The sequence below is a fragment of the Pseudoxanthomonas mexicana genome (assembly GCF_014397415.1).
GTDB classification, from domain to species: domain Bacteria; phylum Pseudomonadota; class Gammaproteobacteria; order Xanthomonadales; family Xanthomonadaceae; genus Pseudoxanthomonas_A; species Pseudoxanthomonas_A mexicana.
Window position 1 is genome coordinate 1,519,121 of the sequence record NZ_CP060731.1, and the last position, 21,793, is coordinate 1,540,913.

The 21,793-nt window shown below is 65.5% G+C and carries 21 protein-coding genes; 8 read left to right on the forward strand and 13 right to left on the reverse strand.

Features of this window, described 5'->3' with window-relative positions:
* Window positions 1-2 precede the first annotated feature (2 nt).
* The 3 genes from IAE60_RS06950 to IAE60_RS06960 all read left to right on the forward strand — a co-directional run bounded on the left by IAE60_RS06950 (window position 3) and on the right by IAE60_RS06960 (window position 3,572).
* Window positions 3-854 carry a class I SAM-dependent methyltransferase gene (locus tag IAE60_RS06950; protein WP_187574328.1) on the forward strand — a complete coding sequence of 284 codons (852 nt, stop codon included), beginning with the start codon at window positions 3-5 and terminating at the stop codon, window positions 852-854.
* A gap of 33 nt (window positions 855-887) precedes the next feature.
* On the forward strand, window positions 888-1,529 hold the full coding sequence (gene gmhB / locus IAE60_RS06955) for a D-glycero-beta-D-manno-heptose 1,7-bisphosphate 7-phosphatase (protein WP_222937215.1): 642 nt from the start codon (window positions 888-890) through the stop codon (window positions 1,527-1,529).
* 66 nt (window positions 1,530-1,595) lie between these two features.
* Window positions 1,596-3,572: a hypothetical protein gene (locus tag IAE60_RS06960; protein ID WP_187574329.1), complete on the forward strand. Its 1,977-nt coding sequence runs from the start codon at window positions 1,596-1,598 to the stop codon at window positions 3,570-3,572.
* On the opposite strand, the gene IAE60_RS06965 is transcribed toward IAE60_RS06960, so the two are convergent.
* From IAE60_RS06965 to IAE60_RS06995, 7 genes are all read right to left on the reverse strand, one after another.
* Window positions 3,569-4,489, reverse strand: coding sequence for a glycosyltransferase family 2 protein (locus tag IAE60_RS06965; protein ID WP_187574330.1), 921 nt, complete (start codon window positions 4,487-4,489; stop codon window positions 3,569-3,571). The two genes, IAE60_RS06960 and IAE60_RS06965, sit on opposite strands and share 4 nt — an antisense overlap.
* A complete protein-coding gene (locus IAE60_RS06970; RefSeq protein WP_187574331.1) occupies window positions 4,486-5,604 on the reverse strand; it encodes a DegT/DnrJ/EryC1/StrS family aminotransferase in 1,119 nt (372 codons plus the stop codon). Before IAE60_RS06970 ends, IAE60_RS06965 begins: the two co-directional genes overlap by 4 nt.
* Window positions 5,604-6,038 carry a GtrA family protein gene (locus IAE60_RS06975; protein ID WP_222937216.1) on the reverse strand — a complete coding sequence of 145 codons (435 nt, stop codon included), beginning with the start codon at window positions 6,036-6,038 and terminating at the stop codon, window positions 5,604-5,606. The genes IAE60_RS06970 and IAE60_RS06975 overlap by 1 nt, the downstream gene beginning before the upstream one ends.
* Entirely contained in the window at window positions 6,035-6,655 is a 621-nt protein-coding gene (locus tag IAE60_RS06980; protein WP_187574333.1) for a NeuD/PglB/VioB family sugar acetyltransferase, read from the reverse strand. The genes IAE60_RS06975 and IAE60_RS06980 overlap by 4 nt, the downstream gene beginning before the upstream one ends.
* A 104-nt stretch (window positions 6,656-6,759) precedes the next feature.
* Window positions 6,760-7,698, reverse strand: a complete 939-nt coding sequence (locus IAE60_RS06985; protein WP_187574334.1) for an electron transfer flavoprotein subunit alpha/FixB family protein — start codon at window positions 7,696-7,698, stop codon at window positions 6,760-6,762.
* Complete coding sequence (locus IAE60_RS06990; RefSeq protein ID WP_187574335.1) at window positions 7,698-8,444, reverse strand: electron transfer flavoprotein subunit beta/FixA family protein; 747 nt, start codon at window positions 8,442-8,444, stop codon at window positions 7,698-7,700. The genes IAE60_RS06985 and IAE60_RS06990 overlap by 1 nt, the downstream gene beginning before the upstream one ends.
* A gap of 76 nt (window positions 8,445-8,520) precedes the next feature.
* Window positions 8,521-9,456, reverse strand: coding sequence for an ATP-grasp domain-containing protein (locus IAE60_RS06995; RefSeq protein WP_187574336.1), 936 nt, complete (start codon window positions 9,454-9,456; stop codon window positions 8,521-8,523).
* A gap of 112 nt (window positions 9,457-9,568) precedes the next feature.
* Here IAE60_RS06995 and IAE60_RS07000 point away from each other — a divergent pair, with 112 nt between their 5' ends.
* The 3 genes from IAE60_RS07000 to IAE60_RS07010 all read left to right on the forward strand — a co-directional run bounded on the left by IAE60_RS07000 (window position 9,569) and on the right by IAE60_RS07010 (window position 13,540).
* Window positions 9,569-10,300 carry a CoA transferase subunit A gene (locus tag IAE60_RS07000; RefSeq protein ID WP_187574337.1) on the forward strand — a complete coding sequence of 244 codons (732 nt, stop codon included), beginning with the start codon at window positions 9,569-9,571 and terminating at the stop codon, window positions 10,298-10,300.
* A complete protein-coding gene (locus IAE60_RS07005; RefSeq protein WP_187574338.1) occupies window positions 10,300-10,935 on the forward strand; it encodes a CoA transferase subunit B in 636 nt (211 codons plus the stop codon). The genes IAE60_RS07000 and IAE60_RS07005 overlap by 1 nt, the downstream gene beginning before the upstream one ends.
* A 184-nt stretch (window positions 10,936-11,119) precedes the next feature.
* Window positions 11,120-13,540 (forward strand): FG-GAP-like repeat-containing protein, encoded by a 2,421-nt coding sequence (locus IAE60_RS07010; protein ID WP_187574339.1) that lies wholly within the window; start codon window positions 11,120-11,122, stop codon window positions 13,538-13,540.
* Between the two features lie 122 nt (window positions 13,541-13,662).
* Here the strand turns inward: IAE60_RS07010 and IAE60_RS07015 are convergent, their stop codons facing one another.
* Window positions 13,663-15,273, reverse strand: coding sequence for an electron transfer flavoprotein-ubiquinone oxidoreductase (locus IAE60_RS07015; protein WP_187574340.1), 1,611 nt, complete (start codon window positions 15,271-15,273; stop codon window positions 13,663-13,665).
* Window positions 15,274-15,391: 118 nt separating this feature from the next.
* Between IAE60_RS07015 and IAE60_RS07020 the strand changes: the two genes are divergently transcribed.
* Window positions 15,392-15,979, forward strand: coding sequence for an alpha-ketoglutarate-dependent dioxygenase AlkB family protein (locus IAE60_RS07020; protein WP_187574689.1), 588 nt, complete (start codon window positions 15,392-15,394; stop codon window positions 15,977-15,979).
* 12 nt (window positions 15,980-15,991) lie between these two features.
* Here IAE60_RS07020 and IAE60_RS07025 read toward each other — a convergent pair whose 3' ends face one another.
* Genes IAE60_RS07025 through IAE60_RS07045 form a run of 5 tightly spaced genes read right to left on the reverse strand, consistent with a single transcriptional unit; the run spans window position 15,992 to window position 20,485 of the window.
* Entirely contained in the window at window positions 15,992-16,627 is a 636-nt protein-coding gene (locus IAE60_RS07025) for an ABC-type transport auxiliary lipoprotein family protein (protein WP_187574341.1), read from the reverse strand.
* Window positions 16,624-17,550 carry an MlaD family protein gene (locus tag IAE60_RS07030; protein ID WP_185895202.1) on the reverse strand — a complete coding sequence of 309 codons (927 nt, stop codon included), beginning with the start codon at window positions 17,548-17,550 and terminating at the stop codon, window positions 16,624-16,626. Before IAE60_RS07030 ends, IAE60_RS07025 begins: the two co-directional genes overlap by 4 nt.
* Before the next feature lie 3 nt (window positions 17,551-17,553).
* Window positions 17,554-18,438, reverse strand: a complete 885-nt coding sequence (locus IAE60_RS07035) for an ABC transporter ATP-binding protein (RefSeq protein WP_187574342.1) — start codon at window positions 18,436-18,438, stop codon at window positions 17,554-17,556.
* 2 nt (window positions 18,439-18,440) lie between these two features.
* Window positions 18,441-19,556 carry an ABC transporter permease gene (locus IAE60_RS07040; protein ID WP_187574343.1) on the reverse strand — a complete coding sequence of 372 codons (1,116 nt, stop codon included), beginning with the start codon at window positions 19,554-19,556 and terminating at the stop codon, window positions 18,441-18,443.
* The gene (locus IAE60_RS07045; protein ID WP_187574344.1) at window positions 19,553-20,485 is read right to left on the reverse strand and encodes a DMT family transporter; all 933 of its coding nucleotides are present in this window, start codon (window positions 20,483-20,485) and stop codon (window positions 19,553-19,555) included. The genes IAE60_RS07040 and IAE60_RS07045 overlap by 4 nt, the downstream gene beginning before the upstream one ends.
* Window positions 20,486-20,527: 42 nt before the next feature.
* Here IAE60_RS07045 and IAE60_RS07050 point away from each other — a divergent pair, with 42 nt between their 5' ends.
* On the forward strand, window positions 20,528-21,775 hold the full coding sequence (locus tag IAE60_RS07050) for a threonine/serine exporter family protein (protein WP_187574690.1): 1,248 nt from the start codon (window positions 20,528-20,530) through the stop codon (window positions 21,773-21,775).
* Window positions 21,776-21,793: the final 18 nt, after the last annotated feature.

The window sequence follows — 21,793 nt, forward strand, 5'->3', positions numbered from 1 at the left end:
CCGTGGAGCAATACTCCGAAATGCAGCTTCATTCGTTCGCGGGCTGGAACGATCGCGACGGTGACGAGGGTCTAAAGCGTTGCTGGTTGCACGACCACGATCGCGCCGGTCAGGTTTGGCAGGATGGGGTGCAGCAATGTTGTTTGTGCTCAAAGGCGACGGTTTTCACGCTTGCTGCGGGGGCCGATCCGATCGCGTTCGACACGCGCGAGCAGATCCTGTGCACCGAATGCAGGTTGAGTGCGCGCGTCCGCGCTGCGTTCGGCCTGGCTAATCGGGAACTCCGTGGCAGGAACGGCGCCAGCGCATATCTGACGGAGCAGGCGAGCCTGGCGTTCAGTTGGGCGCAGCGCCACTTGCCCGCGCGCGTACATGGAAGCGAGTTCGAAAGCGATGCGAAGGCGCGCCTGAGGCTGTCTGGCTATCTGCGCGATATCGGCGGCTGGGGCGACATCGACTTTCAGGATGTAACCAAGCTTTCCCACGCGGACGCTCAGTTCGATGTCGTCATCAGCATGGACGTGCTTGAGCACGTGCGGGACTACATCAAGGCAATCAGGGAATTTGCCCGGGTGCTGAAGCCGGGTGGAGCGCTCGTAGCCACTTTTCCGTTCAACGACAGACCTTCCACCCTCATCCGTGCCCGGTTGAGCGACGGGGTCATCGAGCATCTCATGGAGCCGGAGTTCCATGGAGATCCGTTGGGTGCCGGCATCCTGTGCTGGTATCACTTTGGATGGGATGTACTGGACGTCTGTCGTGATGCGGGCTTCAAAGATGCACGCATGGTGATGCCGTGGAGTCCGGCTTCTGAGTTGCGCTATGGCTTGTGGACGCTGGTGGCTCACCGATGAGGACGGCTGCCACGCGCGAATGCGGGGGCATGGATGGCTGAGAAAGGCCCGACAGAACATCCACCGGCCGTCGCCGATCCGCTGGTTGATCCGGCGTTTGAGTCGGTGCGGGCCGATGGCGCTGCTCCTCGCCGTGCGCTGTTCCTCGATCGGGATGGCGTCATCAACGTGGACCACGGCTATGTGCATCGCCCCGAAGACACCCAGTTCGTCGATGGCATCTTCGACGTCTGCCGGGCGGCGGCTGGCAAGGGTTGCCTGCTAGTGGTGGTGACTAATCAGGCCGGCATTGGGCGGGGTTACTATTCGCGCGAAGCGTTCTTGGACTACATGGCCTGGATGCATTCGCAGTTTCGCATCGAGGGTGCGCCGCTCGCCGCAACCTATTACTGTCCTCACCACCCCACGGAAGGCATGGGGGACTATCGCGTCGTGTGCACATGCCGCAAGCCGCAGCCAGGCATGCTGTTGGCTGCGGAGCGAAGGTTCGGAATCGATATGGCGGGATCGGTGCTCATCGGCGACACAGTGAACGACATGTTAGCGGGAGCGGCGGCAGGCGTCGGTCAACGATGGCTGCTGGAGGGTCACGACCAGCGCAAATCCCAACAAGAACTTCCCCCAGGCGCGGTTCGCCTGCGGGTACTGGCCGATCTGGCGACTGACCGGCTCTGACAGCAAACACCCAGCAACGACCCTGTGCCATCACGGTGCAGGTCGCGCGGCGGGCATAGAAGGACGATGATGGACAGCGAGAGTCTCAAACGATATTCGACCAGCGACGGGATCATCCTCTTGTTGCTATCGCTGTGTGTTTCGACGGCGGTCTATCATCCGTATTACTTCGGGGACGAGCTCTTCTCTTTCGCATTCGGAATGAGTCACGGCGACGGGTTCTGGGGGACGTTCTCGGAACTCAATGCATACAAGCCCAGAGTCCTGATGAATCTGATCTGGGCAGCGATCGTCGCCGCCGAGGCGCCCCGCTGGGTGGCGATGATCGTCAATGCGAGCGCGATGGGGGGCTGCGCCATCCTCGTGTATCGAATCGGTACACGGAACCTAAACGCCACGCGCGCAGCCAGCCTGTGTGCGGCCCTGGTGCTGCTGGGCTCCCGTTTCGGCGTGATGCTCTACTTCGACTATGTTTCCGGAACAGTCGAGACGATCAGTCTCGCTGCGTTCCTTGGCGGGCTGGCCCTCTCCGCGAGTGCGGTGTTCGATGGGAAGCTGCTGTCGGGCGGGCGCTCGATCGCAACGATTGGCTGTTTTTTGCTAGCGGTGGCGGTCCACGAGCGGTTCGTAGCGGGCCTGGCGGGTGTCATGGTGGTGGTGAGCCTGTTCTGGCTGAAGCGCCATTGGGCGGCGCGTGATTTCCGCGGACTCGTTTTTCCGGTATTGGGCGTCATCCTTCCTGCCCTCGCCGTGGTGCTGTTGGTCAAAACGCTTTCTTCCAATTCCTTGGCGATGGGGACCTCGGGTCAGACGGTGCAGGTGTCGGGTGACACGCTGTTGATCGCCGTTACTTACTTGCGCAATCTCTTCCTGGGCAGCAACTTCGGTCCCGTCTGGTTCGTGGGAAGCCTCAACCAGAGTCACGCTTGGGCAGGGTGGGTATTCGGGACCTCGGCCGCGTTGCTCGCACTGGCGTGGATCGCTCCCTGGCTGCTGCGAGGCAAACCGTCCATTGCCACGGACGGGGAGGGTCTCGTCCGCTACCAGGCGATCGGCGTGCTGCTCGCGTTCGTTGGAGGCATGGTGGTGGTAGCCAGCCTGCCGGGCGCCGATCGGCAGGAAGCGCGCTGGATGTTTCCCGCGTTTGCGGCGCTGCTGCTGCTGGTTCTCGCAACGTATCGCAGCCGGGCGCGATTCGTGTTGCTACTTTTGCTGACCATGAGCCAAGCGTTCTACCTCTCCTATGGCTCACTGGAGCGCATCGCAAGTATCAATGCGTCGATGACGGCGAAGCAGTTGGGGCGTGCGATGGATGCGGTTGATTTCCCGGGCGATGCCGGAGTGATGGTGGCGGTCGCCGAGCCGGACACGAGCTGGGTACTCGGCGGGTCCGACGGACGGGTCTTCTGTCGCGTCAACCTATCTCAGCGAAACTGCTTGTTCTCGGCGACGGCACAGCTCCAAGGTTCGACCGCCGAGTACGGATTCGGCCTGACGCCGCAGGGCGCGAATCGTCGTGGCGAAGCGCTCTATCGCTATGTGCCCCGTGCACAAGCAGCCGCGATGCTTGGCTCGACGACGCTGCCGGAAGGGGGTGACTTCCTGGGGCGAGGGGCCACGTGGCCGGACTGGACGCTCGCCGACGCTGCGTCGCGTACTGAACGCGGTGTCGTGGTGGCGAGCTTGGCCGAGAACTTCTATCGCCTTGACGCGGCGCGGGTAGATGGGAAGTTTCTAGTCTACCGGGCCGAACCTGTCGAGGGCGACCGTGTGCCGATGCGCATCCAGGTCAACTGGCACAACGCTGAAAACGGCTTCCTCGATGCCTTCATCGACGTGGTCGATGTTTCGGGGCCCCTCAAAGACTACCCCGCGCTGATCATTGCACCGGAAGGAGCGGCGTATGGCCTGGTGTACGCGACCTTGCACGACGGTGCGGCCGGCAAGGTGCGATTGGAATCGGTCCGCGTCGTGGACCTGGCTGATGCGGCCGATCCGAGCGGGGCATCGCCCCGCTCCACGCCCCTGCCCGGAGGCGGCTAGGTGCGCTTCTTGATGATGTAGAGAGGCTTCGCCTTGATCTCGTCGAGGATGCGCCAGAGGTACTCGCCGATCAGACCCAGCATCAGCATGAGTACGCCGCCAATGAGCAGGATGGCGACCATGATCGGCGCCCAGCCTGAGAACGGCGTCCTTCCGAGCGCCCATCCGATCGTGATGGCGATGGCGTAGAGCACTCCCATCAGTGCCACGAACACGCCCGCAGCCGACATCAAGCGGATGGGCAGGTAGGAGCCGTCCAGAGCGAAATCGTAGAATAGCTTGAGCTTCTTGCTGAACGTGTACTGCGATTTCCCTATTTCCCGCTTGCGCCGCGTGTACGGCAGGAAAGTCGCCGGCAGGCCCGCCCAGATCACGTCGCCCTGATAGAAGCGGTTGCGACCCTTCATCGACAGGAATACCTCCATCGCGCGACGACTCATCAAGACGAAATCGAAACCGCCGGTCGGAATGTTCGGGTTGGATGCGCGCACCGCGGAGTAGGCGAGCTTTGAGAAGAGCCTTGCGCCGAGAGAATCCTCGCGCGCCTCACGATAGCCGATCACGACTTCCGATCCCGCTTCCCAGGCGCGCACCATGTCGACCGTAAGTTCCGCAGGATCCTGCATGTCCGCCGACATGCTAACGATGGCGTCGCCATTGGCATGGTCGTAGCCCGCGATGATGGCTGCAAGCTGTCCGAAATTCCGGCTGAAGGTGATCGTCCGGACCTTCGGATCCTCGGCTGCGATCCCGCACATTTCTTCATATGATGCATCGCGCGAGCCGTCGTCGACGAAGATGATCTCGTAGTCGTGCGCTGTCAACGCATCCGTGAACAGCGCGCGAATGGCTTGCCATGTCAGGCGGATGGACCCTTGGTTATGGTAAACGGGGATGACGTAACTGATGGTGCTCATGGCGCTGCCTGTTTGTCGCGGATCACGGTAGCGAGGGTCGTGCAGATATAGGCAATCTGCTCATCGCTCAATCCGATGAAGAAAGGCAGCCCCAGAATCCGCGAACCTATGTCGGTCGAAACCTCCAGGTCGCTAGACGGGTAGTCCCGGAGGGCGGGATGGGCGTCGAGTCCCGGAGCGTACCAGCGTCGCGTCTCAATACCGGCGTCCGATAGCTGTGCGCGTACTGCCTGCACATCGATCCCGGCGGGGAGCGCAACCGGCATCAGTGGGTATACGCCGTCCGGGTCCTTCGCCTGCAACTCCACTTCGCCTACGTGGGTTCTCAGTGCGGTGAGGTAGCGTGCGTGGAGATCGCGCCGCGTGCGCTGCGTGTCTGCCCATTCGTCGAAGGACGCCAGGCCGAGGGCGCAGTGATACTCGCTCATCTTGCCGTTGGTGCCATGACCCACCAGTAGACCGGTGGATGCATCGATGCCGAAGTTCGCCAGTTGCCTGATCCGCTTGATGCGCTGGACGTCGTGGGAGATGACGGCTCCACCTTCGGCCGCACCGAACGACTTCGTAGCATGGAAGCTGTAAACAACGTCGGCGACCTCGCCTGGCAGCTGGTTGCCGTATGCGCCGGCCGCGTCGATGACGACTGGGAGGCCAGTCTGGCGGGAGAATTCGTCCCACTCGTTGGGGGCGTGCGCGAAGCCGAACGTGGAGACGGGCATCACGGCATCGACCTTAAGTCGATCCGCGACGGTGCGCGCAATGGCAGGCGTCAGCACCCAGCTTGACGCGTCGATATCCGCGAATATCGGCACGAATCCGCAACGGATGACGGACGTGGCGGTGGCTACAAAAGTGATCGCCGGCAACATCACGCGCGCGCCAGGACGCAGATCGAGTGCCTGCAAGGCAAGTTCCAAACCTACGGTGCAGTTGGCTACCGTCGTGATGTTGTCTGGGCCGAGCGTGGGTGCGGTGTCCTGCAGCAGGCGACGCTCGAACTCCGTGTTAAGTGGGCCGAAGTTCGTGTACCAACGGTTCTGGTCGATCTGACGCAGGTAAGGCACTAAGGTGTCCGCCAGTGGCATCCGCGGGACGAGAAGGGGAATCCGGTTCATCATCTATCCGTGAAGGAGAAATACTTGTGCGCTAGGTAGCTGGCCACCGTCAGCAGGGCGATCAGCACGGCCTGGACGATGCGAGGGTCCGCTCCGGCCAAGTGGACGGTGAGTGGGAGCAGAATCATGTTGGCAACGAAGATGCTGCTGTTGGCGATCAAAAAACGCAGGAATTGTCGACCGATCGCCCCGCGCGCCTTGAAGACCAGCCAACGTTGGGTGACGAAGGAATGCGGTACTGCGATGAGGTAAGAGAGGACCAGCGTCAGCAAGGGCCCGATCTCGTTACCAGCCCAGGCATGGCAGGCGAGGAAGACGAGATAGCCGAAAAGCGTGTTCCAACCGCCGACCGCGAGGAAACGTATTCGCTCGCTCAACAGGAGGGACATACCCCAGGTCTTGATGGCGGTAGCCGGTCCCGCGCGCTGGATCATTTCTTAGGTAGCTTCTTCGCAGGATTGCCAACATACACGCCGGCCTCTTCTATGTGAGACACGACGATGGCGCCCATGCCGATGGTCGTACCGGCGGCGATCTTCAGGCCTTCCCGGAGTGCAGCATTGGTCCCGATGTACGTCAACTCGCCGATATCGCAGGCGCCACTGATGTTGACCGCCGGTGCGGTCGTGACGAAGGGCCTCAGCTGGCAGTCATGACCTACCGTCGTGGCTAGGTTCAGATGGACGTGCTCCGAGACGACGATATCGCAAGTAAGTATCGAGCCGGCGCAGACGACTACGCCTGGAGCGAGATCCACGCGTCGGGAACTTTGCACGCTCGGATGCACCAGTGTGGGGTATGTTATTTCTTTGGGCAGCGCATCGCGCAAGTTCCTGCGAACAGCGGGACTGCCAACCGCCAGCACCGCTTCCCATCGGCCGGAGTCAAGCGAGGAGATCGGCGCGACAGGCAGGCCGGACACCTCGCGCTCCCTCCAGATCTCATCGGTCTCGAAGAATCCTCCGACACGAGATTTGAGGCCCAGGTCAGTCAGCAGCCAGAGGACCTCCCTGGCAAAGCCGCCCGCGCCGACGATCGCAATTTTCTTCATGTCACTGCCTCGATGGAATGGATGCTACTGACAGGCGATCCAGACAGGGGCGCCGTACACGGCCGGACGACCAGTGGGCTCCCAGCTTTGGGTTGCATTGACGGTCACAGCGCCTGTTCGAGCTCCGGCAGCAGCACGAACAGGTCCCCCACCAACCCGATGTCCGCAATCTCGAAGATCGGTGCTTCGGCGTCCTTGTTGATCGCCACGATGGTGCCGGCATCCTTGATGCCGGTCAGGTGCTGGATGGCGCCGGAGATGCCGACGGCCACGTACAGCTCGGGGGCGATGATCTTTCCGGTCTGGCCGACCTGCAGTTCGTTCGGCACATAGCCGGCGTCGACCGCGGCGCGGGAGGCGCCGACGGCGGCGCCCAGCTTGTCCGCCAGCGCATAGATGACCTTGAAATTCTCGGCTGAGCCGACGCCGCGACCGCCGGAGACGACGCGCTTGGCGCTCTGCAGGTCAGGGCGATCCGACTTGCCGGCGGCCAGGCCGATGTAACGGGTGTGCGTGGGCAGGGTGGCGTCCACGCTGACGGCTTCGACCGTCGCGCTGCCGCCCTTGGCCGCTTCCTGCCACGAAGCGGTACGCACGGTGGCGACGACGGTCTGATCGGCCGGGGCTTCGACGGTGATGATCGCGTTGCCGGCGTAGATCGGACGCTTGAAGGTATGCGGGCCTTCCACGGCCATCAGGTCGGAGACCTGGTTGACGCCCAACAGAGCGGCAACGCAAGGCAGCAGGTCCTTGCCGAAGGTGGTGGAGGGCGCGAACACGTGCGTATAGCCCGCGGCGAGCTTGGCGATCTGAGGCGCGAGCACCTGGGCGATCGCGTTCGCGTTGGCGGTGTTGGCGACGGTCAGCACCTTCGCAACGCCGGCGATCTGCGCGGCTTCGGCAGCGATGGCCGTCGGGTCGGCAGCCAGCACGACCACGTCGATCGCGTCGGCGTTCACGGCCGCAGCGGCGCTAACGGTCTTGGCGGTGGAGGCGTTGAGCTTGCCGTCCAGGTGTTCGGCGATGACGAGAACCTTGGCCATTACAGCAACCCCTTCTGCTTGAGTGCGGCGACCAGTTCGGCCGCGTCCTTCACCATGACGCCCTTGCTGCGTTTGGCTGGCGGGGCGTAGTGCGTGGTCTTGTGCGTATCGGCGGATTCGACGCCTAGGTCGGCCAGCTGCAGCGTTTCCAGCGGCTTGCTCTTGGCCTTCATGATGTCCGGCAGCTTGATGAAGCGCGGTTCGTTGAGGCGCAGGTCGGTGGTGACGACCGCAGGCAGGTCGACCTCAAGCGTTTCCAGGCCGGCGTCGACTTCGCGCACCACCGTAGCCTTGCCGTCGGCGATGTCGAGCTTGCCGGCGAAGGTGGCCTGCGGGCGGCCCCACAGGGTGGCCAGCATCTGGCCGGTCTGGTTGGCGTCGTCGTCGATGGCCTGCTTGCCGAGGATCACCAGATCGGGCGATTCCTTCTCGACCAGCTTCAGCAGGGTGCGGGCGGCGGTCAGCGGCTGGATGGCCTGATCGGTGACCACGTGGATGGCACGGTTGGCGCCCATGGCCAGGCCGTTGCGCAGGTGGGCCTGGGCGTCGGCGGGGGCGATGGTGGCGACCACCACCTCGGTGGCGATGCCCTTGTCGCGCAGGCGCAGGGCTTCTTCCAGCGCGATCTCGTCGAAGGGGTTGGGAGACAGCTTGACGCCGTCGGTGACCACGCCGGAGCCGTCCGGCTTGACCTGGATGCGGACGTTGTAGTCCACCACGCGCTTGTAGGCGACGAGAATCTTCATCCTGCGGGAATTCCTGTGTGCGACGGAGAGGCCCGGCCGCGGCGGTGGGCCGAGGGCAGAAGCCGGATTTTAGCCGTCAGGCCCGATCCATGCGAGTCCGTACGGCGGCGTCTGCCGGCGGCGCGGCGAGCAGGGCGGCGAGTCGGGCTGCGCTGCCGGGGGCCTGGTCGAAGAACAGGGAGGGCTCGGTCAGCTCCAGTTCGAGCAGGCAGGGCTGGCCGTTCGGGCCGGACAGCAGGTCGATGCGTGCGTAGGTCAGGGGCGCCTCCAGCTGACGCAGACGCGTGGTCGCGGCCAGGATGCGCTCGGCGAGGGTGAGTTCCGAAGGCAGGGGATCGCGCGCGGTGATGTCACCCGCTGCCATAGGCGCCTGGCGTGCCGCTTCTCCGGGAGGCAGCTGCGCGCCCTTGCGGAGCGCATGGCTGAAATGGCCGGCAAAGTAGACCAGGGCGGTTTCGCCAGCGGCATCCACCGTGGACAGGTAGGGCTGCAGCATAACGCTGCGGTCCTGGTCGAGCAGCCGGGCGATATGGTTGCCGGCGGCGAACTGCTGGTCGCGCTGGTAGCGCTGGGTGTCGCGCGCGCCGGCACTGACGGTCGGCTTGACCACGAACTCGTCCGCATCCGCGAACGCCTCCAGAAAGCGGCTCAGGGCCTCCATGGGTTCGGCGTCGGGCTCCACGAACGTAGTCGGCACCGTGGGGATGCCGACGGCGGCCAGATCGGCCAGATAGTGCTTGTCGGTGTTCCAGCGGACCACGTTCAGGGGGTTGAGCAGCAGGGTCGCACGGTCCACCCGTTCGGCCCATGCCAGAAACTCCGGCAGCCGTTCGGTGTAGTCCCAGGGCGAGCGGAGCAGGACAGTGTCGAAACGCCCCCAGTTCACGGTGGGATCGTCCCAGGCCACGGCGCGGGCATGCAGGCCGGCATCGGCACACGCATCGAGCAGGGGAACGAGGTCATCGTCATGCCCGGTGGCAGCGACGGCGGTGACGAGGGCGACGGTTCTCATGGCGGCAGTGTACGCGCACGCCCCGCGCCGGATTCCCATTGCCCGAAAGTACCTGTGTCCGGGATGGGCGGCTGGGTAGAATGCCGGCTTTCACCATCGAATGGATCGCGTCATGGCGGCTAATCCCGGCTCCCGAGGCAGGCAGAAGCTCTATCCCAGTGCGGCAGCGGCGCTTGAAGGCGTCGTGGCCGACGGCCAGACGCTGGCGGTCGGTGGCTTCGGCCTGTGCGGCATCCCCGAAGCATTGATTGGCGCCCTGCGCGACAGCGGCGTGAAGGGGCTCACGGCGATCTCCAACAACGCCGGCGTGGACGGCTTCGGACTGGGGCTGCTGCTGGAGACCCGTCAGATCAGGAAGATGATTTCGTCCTACGTGGGTGAGAACAAGGAGTTCGAGCGCCAGTTCCTGTCGGGCGAGCTGGAGCTGGAGTTCAACCCGCAGGGCACGCTGGCCGAGCGCCTGCGCGCCGGCGGCGCCGGGATTCCCGCGTTCTTCACCCGCACCGGCTACGGCACGGTCGTCGCCGAAGGCAAGGAAACGCGCCAGTTCGGCGAGCATTGGTACGTGATGGAGACGGCGCTGATGGCCGACGTGTCGCTGGTCAAGGCGTGGAAGGCCGACAAGGCGGGCAACCTGGTGTTCCGCAAGACCGCGCGCAACTTCAACCCGGCCTGCGCGATGGCCGGCAAGGTCTGCATTGCCGAGGTCGAGGAGGTGGTGGAGGTCGGCGCGATCGACCCGGACCACGTCCACCTGCCGGGCATCTACGTGGACCGCATCGTCCACAACCCCGCCCCCGAGAAGCGCATCGAGCAGCGCACCGTCCGCCAAGGAGACAAGTGATGCCCTGGACCCGCGATGAGATGGCGCAGCGCGCTGCCCGCGAACTGACCGATGGCGCCTATGTGAACCTGGGCATTGGCCTGCCGACCCTGGTTGCCAATCACATTCCCGCCGGAATGGACGTCTGGCTGCAGTCCGAAAACGGCTTGCTGGGCATCGGTCCGTTCCCGACCGAGGACGAGGTGGATGCCGACCTGATCAATGCCGGCAAGCAGACCGTCACCGCGCGCGCTGGCGCCAGCTACTTTGGCAGCCACGACTCCTTCGCCATGATCCGCGGCGGCCACATCGACCTGGCCGTGCTGGGTGCCATGCAGGTGACCGACAAGGGCGACCTGGCCAACTGGATGGTGCCAGGCAAGATGGTCAAGGGCATGGGCGGCGCCATGGACCTGGTGGCGGGGGTCAAGCGCATCGTCGTGCTGATGGAGCACGTGGCCAAGGACGGGAGCCACAAGATCCTCCCCCAGTGCGACCTGCCGCTGACCGGCGTCGGCGTGGTGGATCGGATCATCACCGATCTGGCGGTGTTCGACGTCACCGGGGAGGGACTGGTGCTGGTGGAGTCGGCCGACGGGGTGACCGAGGCAGAGCTCCGTGCGAAGACGGGCGTGCCCTATCGGTCGCTGGCTTGACGCGCGCCATGGTGGCGTGACCGGGGTCAAATCTCCGCTCACGTTACTGGCGATGCATCTGACTTTCAGCTGTACGTCATCCTGCCGATAAACAGGGAAGCGGACCGGGTTGGCTGTTTTACAGCCGGTCAGCTGGGCTATATTGTCCGTTCAGGGGCTCCAACTGTTTTTCTTGAGGGTACGTATGAAACTCCGCATTGGCGCTTGCGCCTTGGTAGTGGCTCTGGCCGGGTGCAGTGGAGGCAACCCCGAATCGGGCGTGGCCGGGATGCGTGGCGTGGCCGCGACCCAGCCGTCCGGCACGCTGCCGGCCGCGCTTCCGTTGGCCCGCGCGATCGGCGCCTCTATTGCCAATGCGCCGGACCGCGGCGCGCTGTTGTCCTATCCGGACCAGGCGAAGGCTGCCAAGCAGGAAGGCGCCTATACGTGGTACCCCACCGCCATCAGCGAGGCGCACGCTTTCAAGGCGGTGGCCACCGGCGAAATGACGGTCCCCTCGCCCGATGGCAGCCAGGTCAAACTGCGGTACGAGCGCCATGTCGAGGAAATCGACGGCAACTGGACCTGGATCGGCCGTGTGGTCGGCGGCGATCCTATGCAGGAAGCCATCATCACCTTCGGCGAGAAGGCGGTGTTCGGTTCCATCCCGCAGGCCAGCGGCAAACCGGCACTGAGCTTGCAGACCCGTAACGGCAGGGTGTTCGCTGTCCAGACCGATCCTTCGAAGGTCGTGTCGGCGACCAAGGGCCATGTGGACATGATGATCCCGGAGGCGGCCGCGCTGCGCTCGTCGATGGGGGCCGCGGTCAGCCAGTCGGCGCCCGTGAGCCAGGGCGCGACCATGGTGGCGCAGGGTGCGCCGCAGACCGCTGCCAACACCATCGACGTGGCCATCGGCTACACGCCTGAGTTCGCCACGGCGAATGGCGGCGCGTCCGGCGCTGCGACCCGGTTGGTCTTCCTGGTCCAGGTGGGCAACCAGGCCTTCGTCAACAGCGACGTCAACGGCTACCTGCGCATCGTCCATGCCCTGCAGGTCAGCTATACCAATACCAACAGCAACCAGACGGCGCTGTCCGAGCTGACCGGCAGCAATGGACAGTCCGCTGTCACCATTCCGGCCGGCCTCGCGCCGTTGCGCGCGGCGCGCGACCAGTACGGCGCGGATATCGTCGTGCTGGTACGCAAGTTCAATACGCCGGAGAACGAGGGCTGCGGCATCGCTTGGCTGAACGGCGCCAACCAGACCGCCATCACTGCAGCGGATGCGCCATGGGGCTACGCCGTCATCAGCGACGGCTACGACCAGGGGACGGACGGCAAGACGTACTACTGCGCCGACGAGACCCTGGTGCATGAAGCTGCGCATCTCATGGGGTCCGCGCACGATCGCGCAAATTCGACAGCCCCCGGCCCCAACAACACAACGGTCCTGCAGTATGGCGCGTATCCCTATTCGTTCGGATACAAGACAACGGCAGCGGCCGGCAACTTCTACACCGTGATGGCGTACGGCGACACCGGCCAGATCTCGCACCGCATCTTCTCCACGCCCCTGAAGAGCACCTGCGGCAGCGGCGCCAATCTGGCATGCGGCGTCGCGAACAGCGAGGACAATGCGCGTAGCTTGAACCAGACGATTCCGGTGGTGGCGACGTTTAGGGCGACGGTTGTACCGCTGGGGAAGGCGGCGAACGACTTCAACGGCGACGGTAAGTCGGATATCTATTGGCGCAACAATCAGACGGGTGTCAACCACATCTGGCGCCTAGACGGGCGAGTCCAGACGGGCTGGGGCCATGTCTACACCGAGGCGGATCAGGCGTGGAAAGTTATCAGCAGCGGTGACTTCAACGCTGACGGCAAGGCGGATGTCTTGTGGCGCAACTCGACCTCGGGTCGGCTGTTCATCCAGCACATGGATGGTTACACCGTGCTCTCGACGTCGGGCAGCGTGGATAGCCTTGCGGATCTGGCGTGGGAAGTGGCGGCCGTGGCGGATTTCGATGGTAACGGCACCTCGGACATCTTGTGGAGGAACGTCAACGATGGACGAGTCACGCTATGGACGATGAGCGGGCGTGCGCCGACGGCGGCGGTGCAGATCTATCAGGAACGCCAGCTCAGCTGGCGAATCGTCGCCCCGGGCGATTTCAACGGCGATGGCTATCCTGACCTGCTGTGGCGCAATGTGGCCACGGGTGAGAACTTTATCCTCTACATGCAAGGCACGTCAGTCGCGGCAGGCTCGGGCTTGATCACGCGAGTTTCCGAGCAGCAGTGGCAGATCGTCGCTGTTCGTGACTTCAACGCGGATGGACGCGACGACATTTACTGGCGCAACTCGATGAGTGGGCAAAATGCGCTTTGGCTGATGAACGGCCTGCAGGTCGGCACGCTGAGCTACGTGTACAACGAACCTGCCGCTGCCTGGAAAATCGTCAACTCCGGCGATTACAACGGCGACGGTCGGGCAGACTTGTTCTGGCGCAATACGTCGACTGGCCAGAACTTCGTCCAGCTCTATGATGGAACGCAGGTTCTTGCGACGTCCGGCTATACGACGCAGGTTGCGGACCAAGCTTGGCAGGTTACGGGAAGGTGACGGACAGGCGCATCCTTGCGAATGTGATTAAGCAACGGCGACGCTTACGCGTCGCCGTTGCTTTTTTGGAGGCTCAGAGATGAAACGAGCAGGCGACAAGCTCGCGTGGGCAGCATTGCGCCTTAAAGGTTCTGGTAATTCGGCCCCGATCCGCCTTCCGGCGTCACCCAGTCGATGATCTGGTAGGGATCCTTGATGTCGCAGGTCTTGCAGTGCACGCAGTTGGCGGCGTTGATCTGCAGGCGCTTGCCTTCGCCGTCGTCGACGATCTCGTAGACGCCCGCCGGGCAGAAGCGCGTGCAGGGGTTGTCGTATTCGGCGGCGCAACGGGTCACACAGACGGAGGTGTCGTGCACGCGCAGGTGCACGGGCTGGTCTTCGTCGTGTTCGGTGGCGGCGTAGTAGACGCCTTGCAGGCGGTCGCGCGGGGCCAGCGTACGGTCCACGTAATCGCGCTTGGATGCTTCGTGTTCGCTGAGCTTGTCGAGCGATGACCAATCCGGCTTGACCTTCAGCGTCCAGGGCGACAGACCGCCGGTGACGGTTTCCCACGCGGCGTTGGCCATGCCGAACCACAGGCCCTTCTTGAAGCCGGGTTTGATGTTGCGCACGGACTTCAGCTCGGCCATCGCATCCGAGGCACGCAGCTTCGCATCGAACCCTTCCGGTGCGAGCTGCGATGCCACCAGATGCTCAGCCGCCAGCATGCCGCTGCGGATGGCCTGGTGCGTGCCCTTGATCTTCGGCACGTTGAGCAGGCCGGCGGTATCGCCGATCAGCAGCGCACCCGGCATGTCCACCTTCGGCAGCGACTGCCAGCCACCGGTGACGATGGCGCGCGCGCCGGCGGACAGGATGCTGCCGCCTTCGAGCAGCGGCTTGATCAGCGGGTGGTTCTTCCATTGCTGGAAGGCTTCCCACGGCTTGTACTCAGGGTCCTTGTAGTCCAGGCCGCTGACATAGCCGAGCGCGATCTGGTTGTTCTCCAGGTGGTAGAGGAAGCTGCCGCCGTAGATGTCGTTGCTGGCGGGCCATCCCAGGGTATGCACGATCTTGCCGGGCGTGACGCGGCCTTCCGGCACCTGCCACAGTTCCTTGATCCCGATCGAGTACGCCTGCGGATCGCTGTCCTTGTCCAGCGCGAAGCGCTTGACCAGTCGCTTGGTCAGGTGGCCGCGTGCGCCTTCGGCCAGCACGGTGACCTTCGCGCGGATGTCGATGCCCTGCGTGTAGCCGGGTTTGTGGCTGCCATCCTTGGCGATGCCCATGTCGCCGATGCGCACGCCGATGACCTTGCCGTCGTCGTCATGCAGCGTCTCGGCGGCGGCGAAGCCCGGGTAGATCTCCACGCCCAGCGCTTCGGCCTGCGGGGCGAGCCAGGCGCACATCGCGCCCAGCGACACGATGAAGTTGCCATGGTTGCGCATGCCCGGCGGCACCATCGGGAACTTGCGGCCACCATCCTTGCTGAAGTACCAGAACTCGTCCTCCGTGGCCGGCACGCAGATCGGCGGCGGATTGTCGCGCCAGCCGGGGAGCAGGGCATCCAGCGGTGCGGGTTCGATCACGGCGCCGGACAGGATGTGCGCGCCGATCGTGCTGGCCTTCTCGATCACGCAGACCGAGATATCGGGATTCAGCTGTTTCAGCCGGATGGCGAAGGCCAGGCCCGCCGGGCCAGCGCCGACGGTGACGACGTCGTACTCCATCACATCGCGTTCGACATCGGACATCGGGCTTGCTCCAGCAGGGCGTTAGGCTGCCGGTATTTTCGGGGTTTGCACCGGACGGGGCAAATCCGCGAGCATCGCGGGCGTGACCATACCCTTGCCACTGTCGACGGATGGCGCCTTGGCCGCGCTGCCGGGTGCATCGCTTGCATTCGTGCCGGAATGGCTGGGCGCCGACGAGGCCGATGCGTTGTTGCGCCTCCTCCAGCGCGACCTGCCCTGGAGCGTGCACCGGATCAGGATGTTCGGACGTGAGGTGGATTCCCCCCGCCTCAGCGCTTGGATCGGGGATGCAGGGGCGGTCTACCGCTATTCGGGCGCCGATTTCACCCCTTGCCCCTGGAATCACGCCCTGTCGGTGCTCAGGGTGCGGCTGCAGGAGGAACTGGGAGTGCCGTTCAACAGCGTGCTGGCGAACCTGTACCGCGACGGGCGGGATGCCATGGGCTGGCACAGCGACGATGAACCCGAACTGGGTCCACGTCCTGTCATCGCCTCGGTGAGCCTGGGCGGCGTGCGGCGTTTCGCGCTGAAGCATCGCCGCGATGCGGCGCTGAAGGGTGTGCTGGAGCTGCCGCATGGCAGCCTGCTGGTGATGTCCGGTGACACCCAACGGCTGTACCGGCATGCGCTTCCGCGTACCTCCCGCGTGGTGGCTCCCCGGATCAACCTGACGTTCCGCCAGGTCGATCCGGCGCGTCGCCACTGAGCGGCGGACGGGTCAGGGGGATGCGGCCGGCTTCGGGTCGCTGTTCCCCGAAACGAGCACCCAACCCGCGATATCGGTCGTGGCCGCCTGCAGGGCCTGTTCGAACGCCGCGGCCACGCGGGCCACGTCCACGCCATCCGCAGGCCGCTGCTGCAGGAACGTGCGCGAGGCGACGACGCGCTGGCCGCGGTTGTTCACCAGCTTGGCGTTCACCTCCACCACCGCCTCCGGCAGTGCGCCGCCCGCGTAGTCGGCGTCGAACCGGCGCAGGTCCATGACCAGCTTGTAGTCGCCCAGGATGCCGGCGTCGGCGCTGGCCACCGCCGGAATGCGGCCGGAATCCTCCAGTGTGCGCTGTACCGCATCCTGCAGCATGTCGGTCGCCGGCATTGCCCAGGACGCGCCGCGATAGACCTGCAGCTCGCCGGGCGTCGGCCGCACGCTGATGCGGGGGCTGTCGATCACGCGCGCCGCGGTGGGCTTGGCGATCACCAGCGTCCATGACACGGCAGGCCAGTCGGGGCGCGCCGGCACGCGGACGTCGGGGGCGAAGATGGTGACGGGATCGCGCTGTTCGCTGCCCAGGATGGAACAGCCGGCCAGTGCGAGCGCGAGGGGGAGGGCAAGGGCGAGGCGCATCGGCTTCATTTCGGGTCGAACTCCTTGGGTGCATCGCGGCCCAGCAGGTAGCGGGCGGGATTGCCTTCGAGGCGGTCGCTGACGCGGCGCAGGTCGCGCACCAGGCCGCGCAATTCGGTCAGCGTGGGGCCCAACTGGCCCAGGCCGTCGTTGGCGAAGCTGTTGATGGCGGCACGGTTCTCGCCGAGGATCGCATCGGCGTTGCCGGCCGCCGAATCCAGCTTGCCCAGCGTCGTCTCCAGCTTGTCCAGGATCCCGGGCAGTTCCTGCACCAGGTTCTTGTCCAGGCGCTCGATGGCGCCGTTGGTGGTGGTCAGGGTCTTGTCCAGGTTCTGCGCCGCATCACGCGCGCTGACGATCAGCGACTCCAGCCCGTCCTCACGGCTGGCGAGCGAGTTGCTCATGGACTCCAGGTTCTCGAGCGTGGCGGTGATGCTGGCCACGTTCTTGTCGCTCAGCACCTGGTCCAGGCGCTCAACGATGCGGTTGGCGGTGTCGGTGATGTTCTGCAGTGCCGACGGGGCGGTCTGGATCACCGGCGCTTCGCGGCTGTCCACGCTGGTAAGGGCCGGTGCCTGCGGCGTACCGCCACTGAGCTGGATGATGGTCGGCCCCGTCAGGCTGGTGATGGCGAGCTTCGCACGGGTATCGGTCTTCACCGGCGTGTACGACTCCACCCGGATGCGTGCGATCACCTGGCGCGGATCGTTGGGCGCAAGCGACAGCTTGGTGATCGAGCCCACCGCAATGCCGTTGTACTGCACCGGGCTGCCGACGGACAGGCCGGTGACCGCCTCGCGGAACACCACCTGGTACTCCTGCCACGTGCGTTCCGATGAATACTTGGCCGCCCACAACCCGAACAGCAGCAGCGCGCTGGCGATGATGAGGGTGAAGGCCCCGATGAGGACGTAGTTGGCGCGTGTTTCCATGGATCAGACCGCCGTTTGCGAAAGGGAGGGCGCGGAAGGCCGCTGTCCATCGCGCGCGGCGCGCGCGCGCGGACCGTGGAAGTATTCCTGCACCCAGGGATGGTCGAAGCGCTCCACCTCTGGCAGCGGCGCGACCGTGACCACCTTGCGGTCCGCCAGCACGGCCACGCGGTCGCAGATCGCGTACAGCGTGTCCAGGTCGTGGGTGATCAGGAACACCGTGAGGCCGAGCGCTTCCTGCAGGGTCTTGATCAGGCGGTCGAATGCGGCCGCACCGATCGGGTCCAGCCCCGCGGTGGGTTCGTCGAGGAACAGCAGCGGCGGATCGAGGGCCAGCGCGCGGGCCAGACCGGCACGCTTGCGCATGCCGCCCGACAGCTGCGACGGCAGCTTGTTCAGCGCGTCGGCGGGCAGGCCGGCCAGCTTGACCTTCAGCAGGGCCAGTTCGTAGCGCCAGCTGTCCGGCAGTTCCGGATGATGCTCCTTCAACGGCACCTGCACGTTCTCGCCGACCGTCAGCGAAGAGAACAGCGCGCCATCCTGGAACAGCACGCCGGTGTTGCGTTCGATGTGCTGGCGCGCGGCGGGATCCTGCGACAGTGCATCCTCGCCGAGCACGGAGATCCGGCCTTCCTGAGGTTCGCGCAGGCCGAGGATGGCGCGCATCAGCACCGATTTGCCGGTGCCGGACCCGCCGACCACGCCGAGGATCTCGCCGCGGCGCACGTCCAGGTCCAGGCCCTCGTGCACGGTCTGCTCGCCGAAACGGTTGACCAGCCCGCGCACCTGGATCACGGCGTCGCGCGCGGACGAATCAGCACGCCGCTCCGTCGTTGCGGGCGACGTGCCATCCGGACCCGCTGCCTGTTGTCCGATTTCCGATGCCATCGTCACCAGTCCATGTGCATGAACCACAGCGCGGCCAGCGCGTCGATCATGATCACCAGCGAGATGGCCTGCACCACGCTGGACGTGGTGCGCTCGCCGACGGACTGCGCGGTGCCTTCCACGCGCAGGCCCTCCAGGCAGCCGATCAGGCCGATCACCAGCGCGAACACCGGCGCCTTCGACAGGCCCACCAGGAAGTGGCGCACTTCGATGGTGTCGTGCATGCGCGCGATGTACATCTGCGGCGGGATGTCCAGGTCGAAGGCGCCCACGGTGACACCACCGGCCAGGCCCGCCATCATCGAGATGAAGGTCAGCAGCGGCAGCATCACCAGCAGGGCGAGCAGGCGCGGGATCACCAGCAGGTCGATGGGGTCCAGGCCCAACGTACGGATGGCGTCGATCTCCTCGCGGCTCTTCATCGCGCCGATCTGCGCGGTGAAGGCCGACGCGGTGCGACCGGCCAGCACGATGGCCGTCATCAGCACGGCGAACTCGCGCAGGAACGCGATGCTCACCAGCTCCACCACGTAGATCTCCGCGCCGAAGTCGCGCAGCACGGTGGAGCCGAGGAAGGCGATCACCGCCCCCACCATGTACGACAGCAGGATCACCAGCGGCACCGCATCCAGGCCCACCGCTTCCATGTGCGCCACCGTGGCGGTGGGGCGGAAACGACGCGGCTCCTTGACCATCCGCACCAGCTTGACCAGGTTCTCGCCGGTGAAGCTGAGCAGGGCGACGATTTCCTGCCCGTTCTCGTGGACCCGCTGGCCCAGACGGGACAGCGCGGCGAGTACGCCGTAGTCGCGCTTGCGTGGCGGCCTGTCGTCGGCGACATCCTCGATGGTGCTGACCAGTGCCTGATGGTCGGTGCGGAACGCGATGTCCGACAGCTCCATGCCGCGGCGCTTGGCGAAGCGCATCAACTGCAGCACGCCGGCGGAGTCGATGCGGTCGATCCCGGTGGCATCCAGTTGGTCGACCGCGTCCGGCAGCGTGCGCAGCTGCTCGGCCACCTCCAGCGCGCTGGACAGCGTCCAGTCGCCGCCCAGCCGGACCCGGCGGGGTTCGGCGGCATCGGCTTCGCAGTGCGGGCGGGCAAGGGTGGGGGTCATGGCATCGCTCGGCCAAGGAGCATACAGGCTATCCCGCTGAACGTGAGGACCACGCCGATGAACGCCCGCTTGCCCAGCGGTTCCCGCAACCAGAGCGCCGCGAGCACCACCACGAACACCGAGGCGGACTCGTTGAGGATCGCGGCCACCGAGGCCGAGGTGAACTTGTAGCCGCCCAGCCACAACACCATCGACAGTCCCTGACCGACCAACGCGGCCACGAGCAGGCGACGCCACGGCACATCGGAGGGGACGAAGCGCATGCGCGCGCGCATCGCAGGCAGCGTGGCCAGCCCCAGCAGGCCCGCAACCGCGCCGGCGAGCCGCAGCGCGGTCACCCACAGCAGCGGCTGGGTTTCCAGCGTGCGCTTGACCATCACGATGGCGATGGCCATCAGCGCGATCGCGGCCAGCCCGATCACGACGCCGCGCACCGTGTGCTGCGGATGCGTCCGCCATTCCCCGGGAGGGCGACTGACCAGCAGGACGCCCAGCCCCACCAGCGCGAACCCCAGCCACTGTCCCGCGCCCAGGCGTTCGTCCAGGAACAGGAAGCCGAGCAGGAGCACCAGCGGACTGTAGAGATTGCCGATCACGCCCATCCGACCGGCGCCCAGCTCATTGAGCGCGCGGAAGTACAAGGTGTCGGCCAGCGCGATGCCGATCACGCCGCTGGCCACGACGATGGCCAGTTCCGTCGCCGGCAGCGACGGCCAGGCCCCCGCATGCAGCACCAGCGCCACCGGTGCCAGCACGGCAAGCACCAGCCCGTTCTTGAGCAGGTTGAGCGCGAGCGGCGGCAGATGCACGCCCAGCTGCCGTGCCAGGATCACGCCCACCGCCCATGTCGCCGCGCTGCCCAGCGCCATGGCCTCGCCGATGCCCACTCGTCCCCCTGTCCTGCTGCAGGTGCGTAGTGTAAGCAGCATGCGATGAAGGCGACCGCACGCCGCTTCGGCGATACTGTGCCGATGGCCGACGACACGTTGACTCCCGCGACCTACGCCCAGCGCATCGCCTTCGTCTGCGAGATCGCCGGGCGCCTGCACCGTTACGGCACCACCGCGCAGCGGCTGGAGGGCACGGTGGTCGGGCTCTCGCAGCGGCTGGGCCTGGATTGCGAGCCGTGGTCGAATCCGACCGGCCTGATCCTGAGTTTCAGCGATCCGGTACGGCCGCTAGGGGCCAGCGACAGCACGCGGGTGATCCGGCTGGCGCCGGGCGAAACCGACCTGCACAAGCTCAGCGAAGCGGACCGCATCGCCGATGCCGTGTCGATGGGGGAAATGAGCATCGCCCAGGGCCACACCGCGCTGCGCGCACTCGACCGCACGCCGAGCGTGCGCTGGCGCGCGATGCAGATCTTCGCGTCGGGCCTGGCGGCGGCGGCCGTCGCCGGGCTGTGGCGGCTGCCGTGGCTGGACATGGCGACGGCGGGGCTGATCGGCATCATCATCGGCGTGCTGGGCGAGCTGATCGCGCGCCGGCCACAGATGAAGGAAGCCAGCGACGCGATCTCGGCGCTGGTGGCGGGCTTCGTCGCCATCCTTGTGGCCAACTTCATCGCGCCGCTCAACCTCAACACGGTGATCATCGCGTCGCTGATCGTGCTGCTGCCCGGCATGGCCCTCACCAATGCGGTGAACGAGCTGACCAGCCAGCACCTGGTGTCGGGCGTGGCCCGTTTCGCCGGCGCCATGGCGACGGTGCTCAAGCTGACCGTCGGCAGCATGATCGCGGTGACGCTGGCGCAGCTGGTGGGCCTGTACCCGGAGGTCCGCGCGCTGCGGCCGCAGCCGGAATGGGTGGAGTGGGTCGCGATGGTGTTCGCGGCCTATGCCTTCGCGGTGTTGTTCAAGGCGCACCGGCGCGACTATTTCTGGGTGATGGCCGCCGCCATTGCCGGGTACAGCATTTCGCGCTATGCCGGGCAGGCCTGGGGCAGTCCGGTGGGCATCTTCCTGTCCGCGCTGGTGCTGACGGCGGCCGGCAACGCGTTTGCGCGCTGGGCCAACCGACCGGGTGCGTTGATCCGCGTGCCCGGCATCCTGATGCTGGTGCCCGGCAGTACCAGCCTGCGCGGGCTGCTGACGCTGGTGCAGCAACAGGATGTGGGCGTGGGGCAGTCCGCGCTGCTGGCGGTCACCAACGTGGTGATGGCGCTGATCGCGGGCCTGCTGTTCGGCAACCTGCTGATCTCCTCGCGCAAGAATCTCTGAGGCGACCTGCGCAAACGA

Excerpts from the sequence above, each read along its gene's own strand:
- IAE60_RS07025 (WP_187574341.1), bottom strand. The coding sequence starts at position 16,627 with ATGAAGCCGATGCGCCTCGCCCTTGCCCTCCCCCTCGCGCTCGCACTG.
- IAE60_RS07035 (WP_187574342.1), bottom strand. The coding sequence starts at position 18,438 with ATGGCATCGGAAATCGGACAACAGGCAGCGGGTCCGGATGGCACGTCG.
- IAE60_RS07040 (WP_187574343.1), bottom strand. The coding sequence starts at position 19,556 with ATGACCCCCACCCTTGCCCGCCCGCACTGCGAAGCCGATGCCGCCGAA.
- IAE60_RS07045 (WP_187574344.1), bottom strand. The coding sequence starts at position 20,485 with ATGCTGCTTACACTACGCACCTGCAGCAGGACAGGGGGACGAGTGGGC.
- IAE60_RS07050 (WP_187574690.1), top strand. The coding sequence starts at position 20,528 with ATGGCCGACGACACGTTGACTCCCGCGACCTACGCCCAGCGCATCGCC.
- IAE60_RS06960 (WP_187574329.1), top strand. The coding sequence starts at position 1,596 with ATGATGGACAGCGAGAGTCTCAAACGATATTCGACCAGCGACGGGATC.
- IAE60_RS06995 (WP_187574336.1), bottom strand. The coding sequence starts at position 9,456 with ATGAGAACCGTCGCCCTCGTCACCGCCGTCGCTGCCACCGGGCATGAC.
- IAE60_RS06975 (WP_222937216.1), bottom strand. The coding sequence starts at position 6,038 with ATGATCCAGCGCGCGGGACCGGCTACCGCCATCAAGACCTGGGGTATG.
- IAE60_RS06980 (WP_187574333.1), bottom strand. The coding sequence starts at position 6,655 with ATGAAGAAAATTGCGATCGTCGGCGCGGGCGGCTTTGCCAGGGAGGTC.
- IAE60_RS07030 (WP_185895202.1), bottom strand. The coding sequence starts at position 17,550 with ATGGAAACACGCGCCAACTACGTCCTCATCGGGGCCTTCACCCTCATC.
- IAE60_RS06965 (WP_187574330.1), bottom strand. The coding sequence starts at position 4,489 with ATGAGCACCATCAGTTACGTCATCCCCGTTTACCATAACCAAGGGTCC.
- gmhB (WP_222937215.1), top strand. The coding sequence starts at position 888 with ATGGCTGAGAAAGGCCCGACAGAACATCCACCGGCCGTCGCCGATCCG.
- IAE60_RS07015 (WP_187574340.1), bottom strand. The coding sequence starts at position 15,273 with ATGTCCGATGTCGAACGCGATGTGATGGAGTACGACGTCGTCACCGTC.
- IAE60_RS07010 (WP_187574339.1), top strand. The coding sequence starts at position 11,120 with ATGAAACTCCGCATTGGCGCTTGCGCCTTGGTAGTGGCTCTGGCCGGG.
- IAE60_RS07000 (WP_187574337.1), top strand. The coding sequence starts at position 9,569 with ATGGCGGCTAATCCCGGCTCCCGAGGCAGGCAGAAGCTCTATCCCAGT.
- IAE60_RS06985 (WP_187574334.1), bottom strand. The coding sequence starts at position 7,698 with ATGGCCAAGGTTCTCGTCATCGCCGAACACCTGGACGGCAAGCTCAAC.
- IAE60_RS07005 (WP_187574338.1), top strand. The coding sequence starts at position 10,300 with ATGCCCTGGACCCGCGATGAGATGGCGCAGCGCGCTGCCCGCGAACTG.
- IAE60_RS06990 (WP_187574335.1), bottom strand. The coding sequence starts at position 8,444 with ATGAAGATTCTCGTCGCCTACAAGCGCGTGGTGGACTACAACGTCCGC.
- IAE60_RS06970 (WP_187574331.1), bottom strand. The coding sequence starts at position 5,604 with ATGAACCGGATTCCCCTTCTCGTCCCGCGGATGCCACTGGCGGACACC.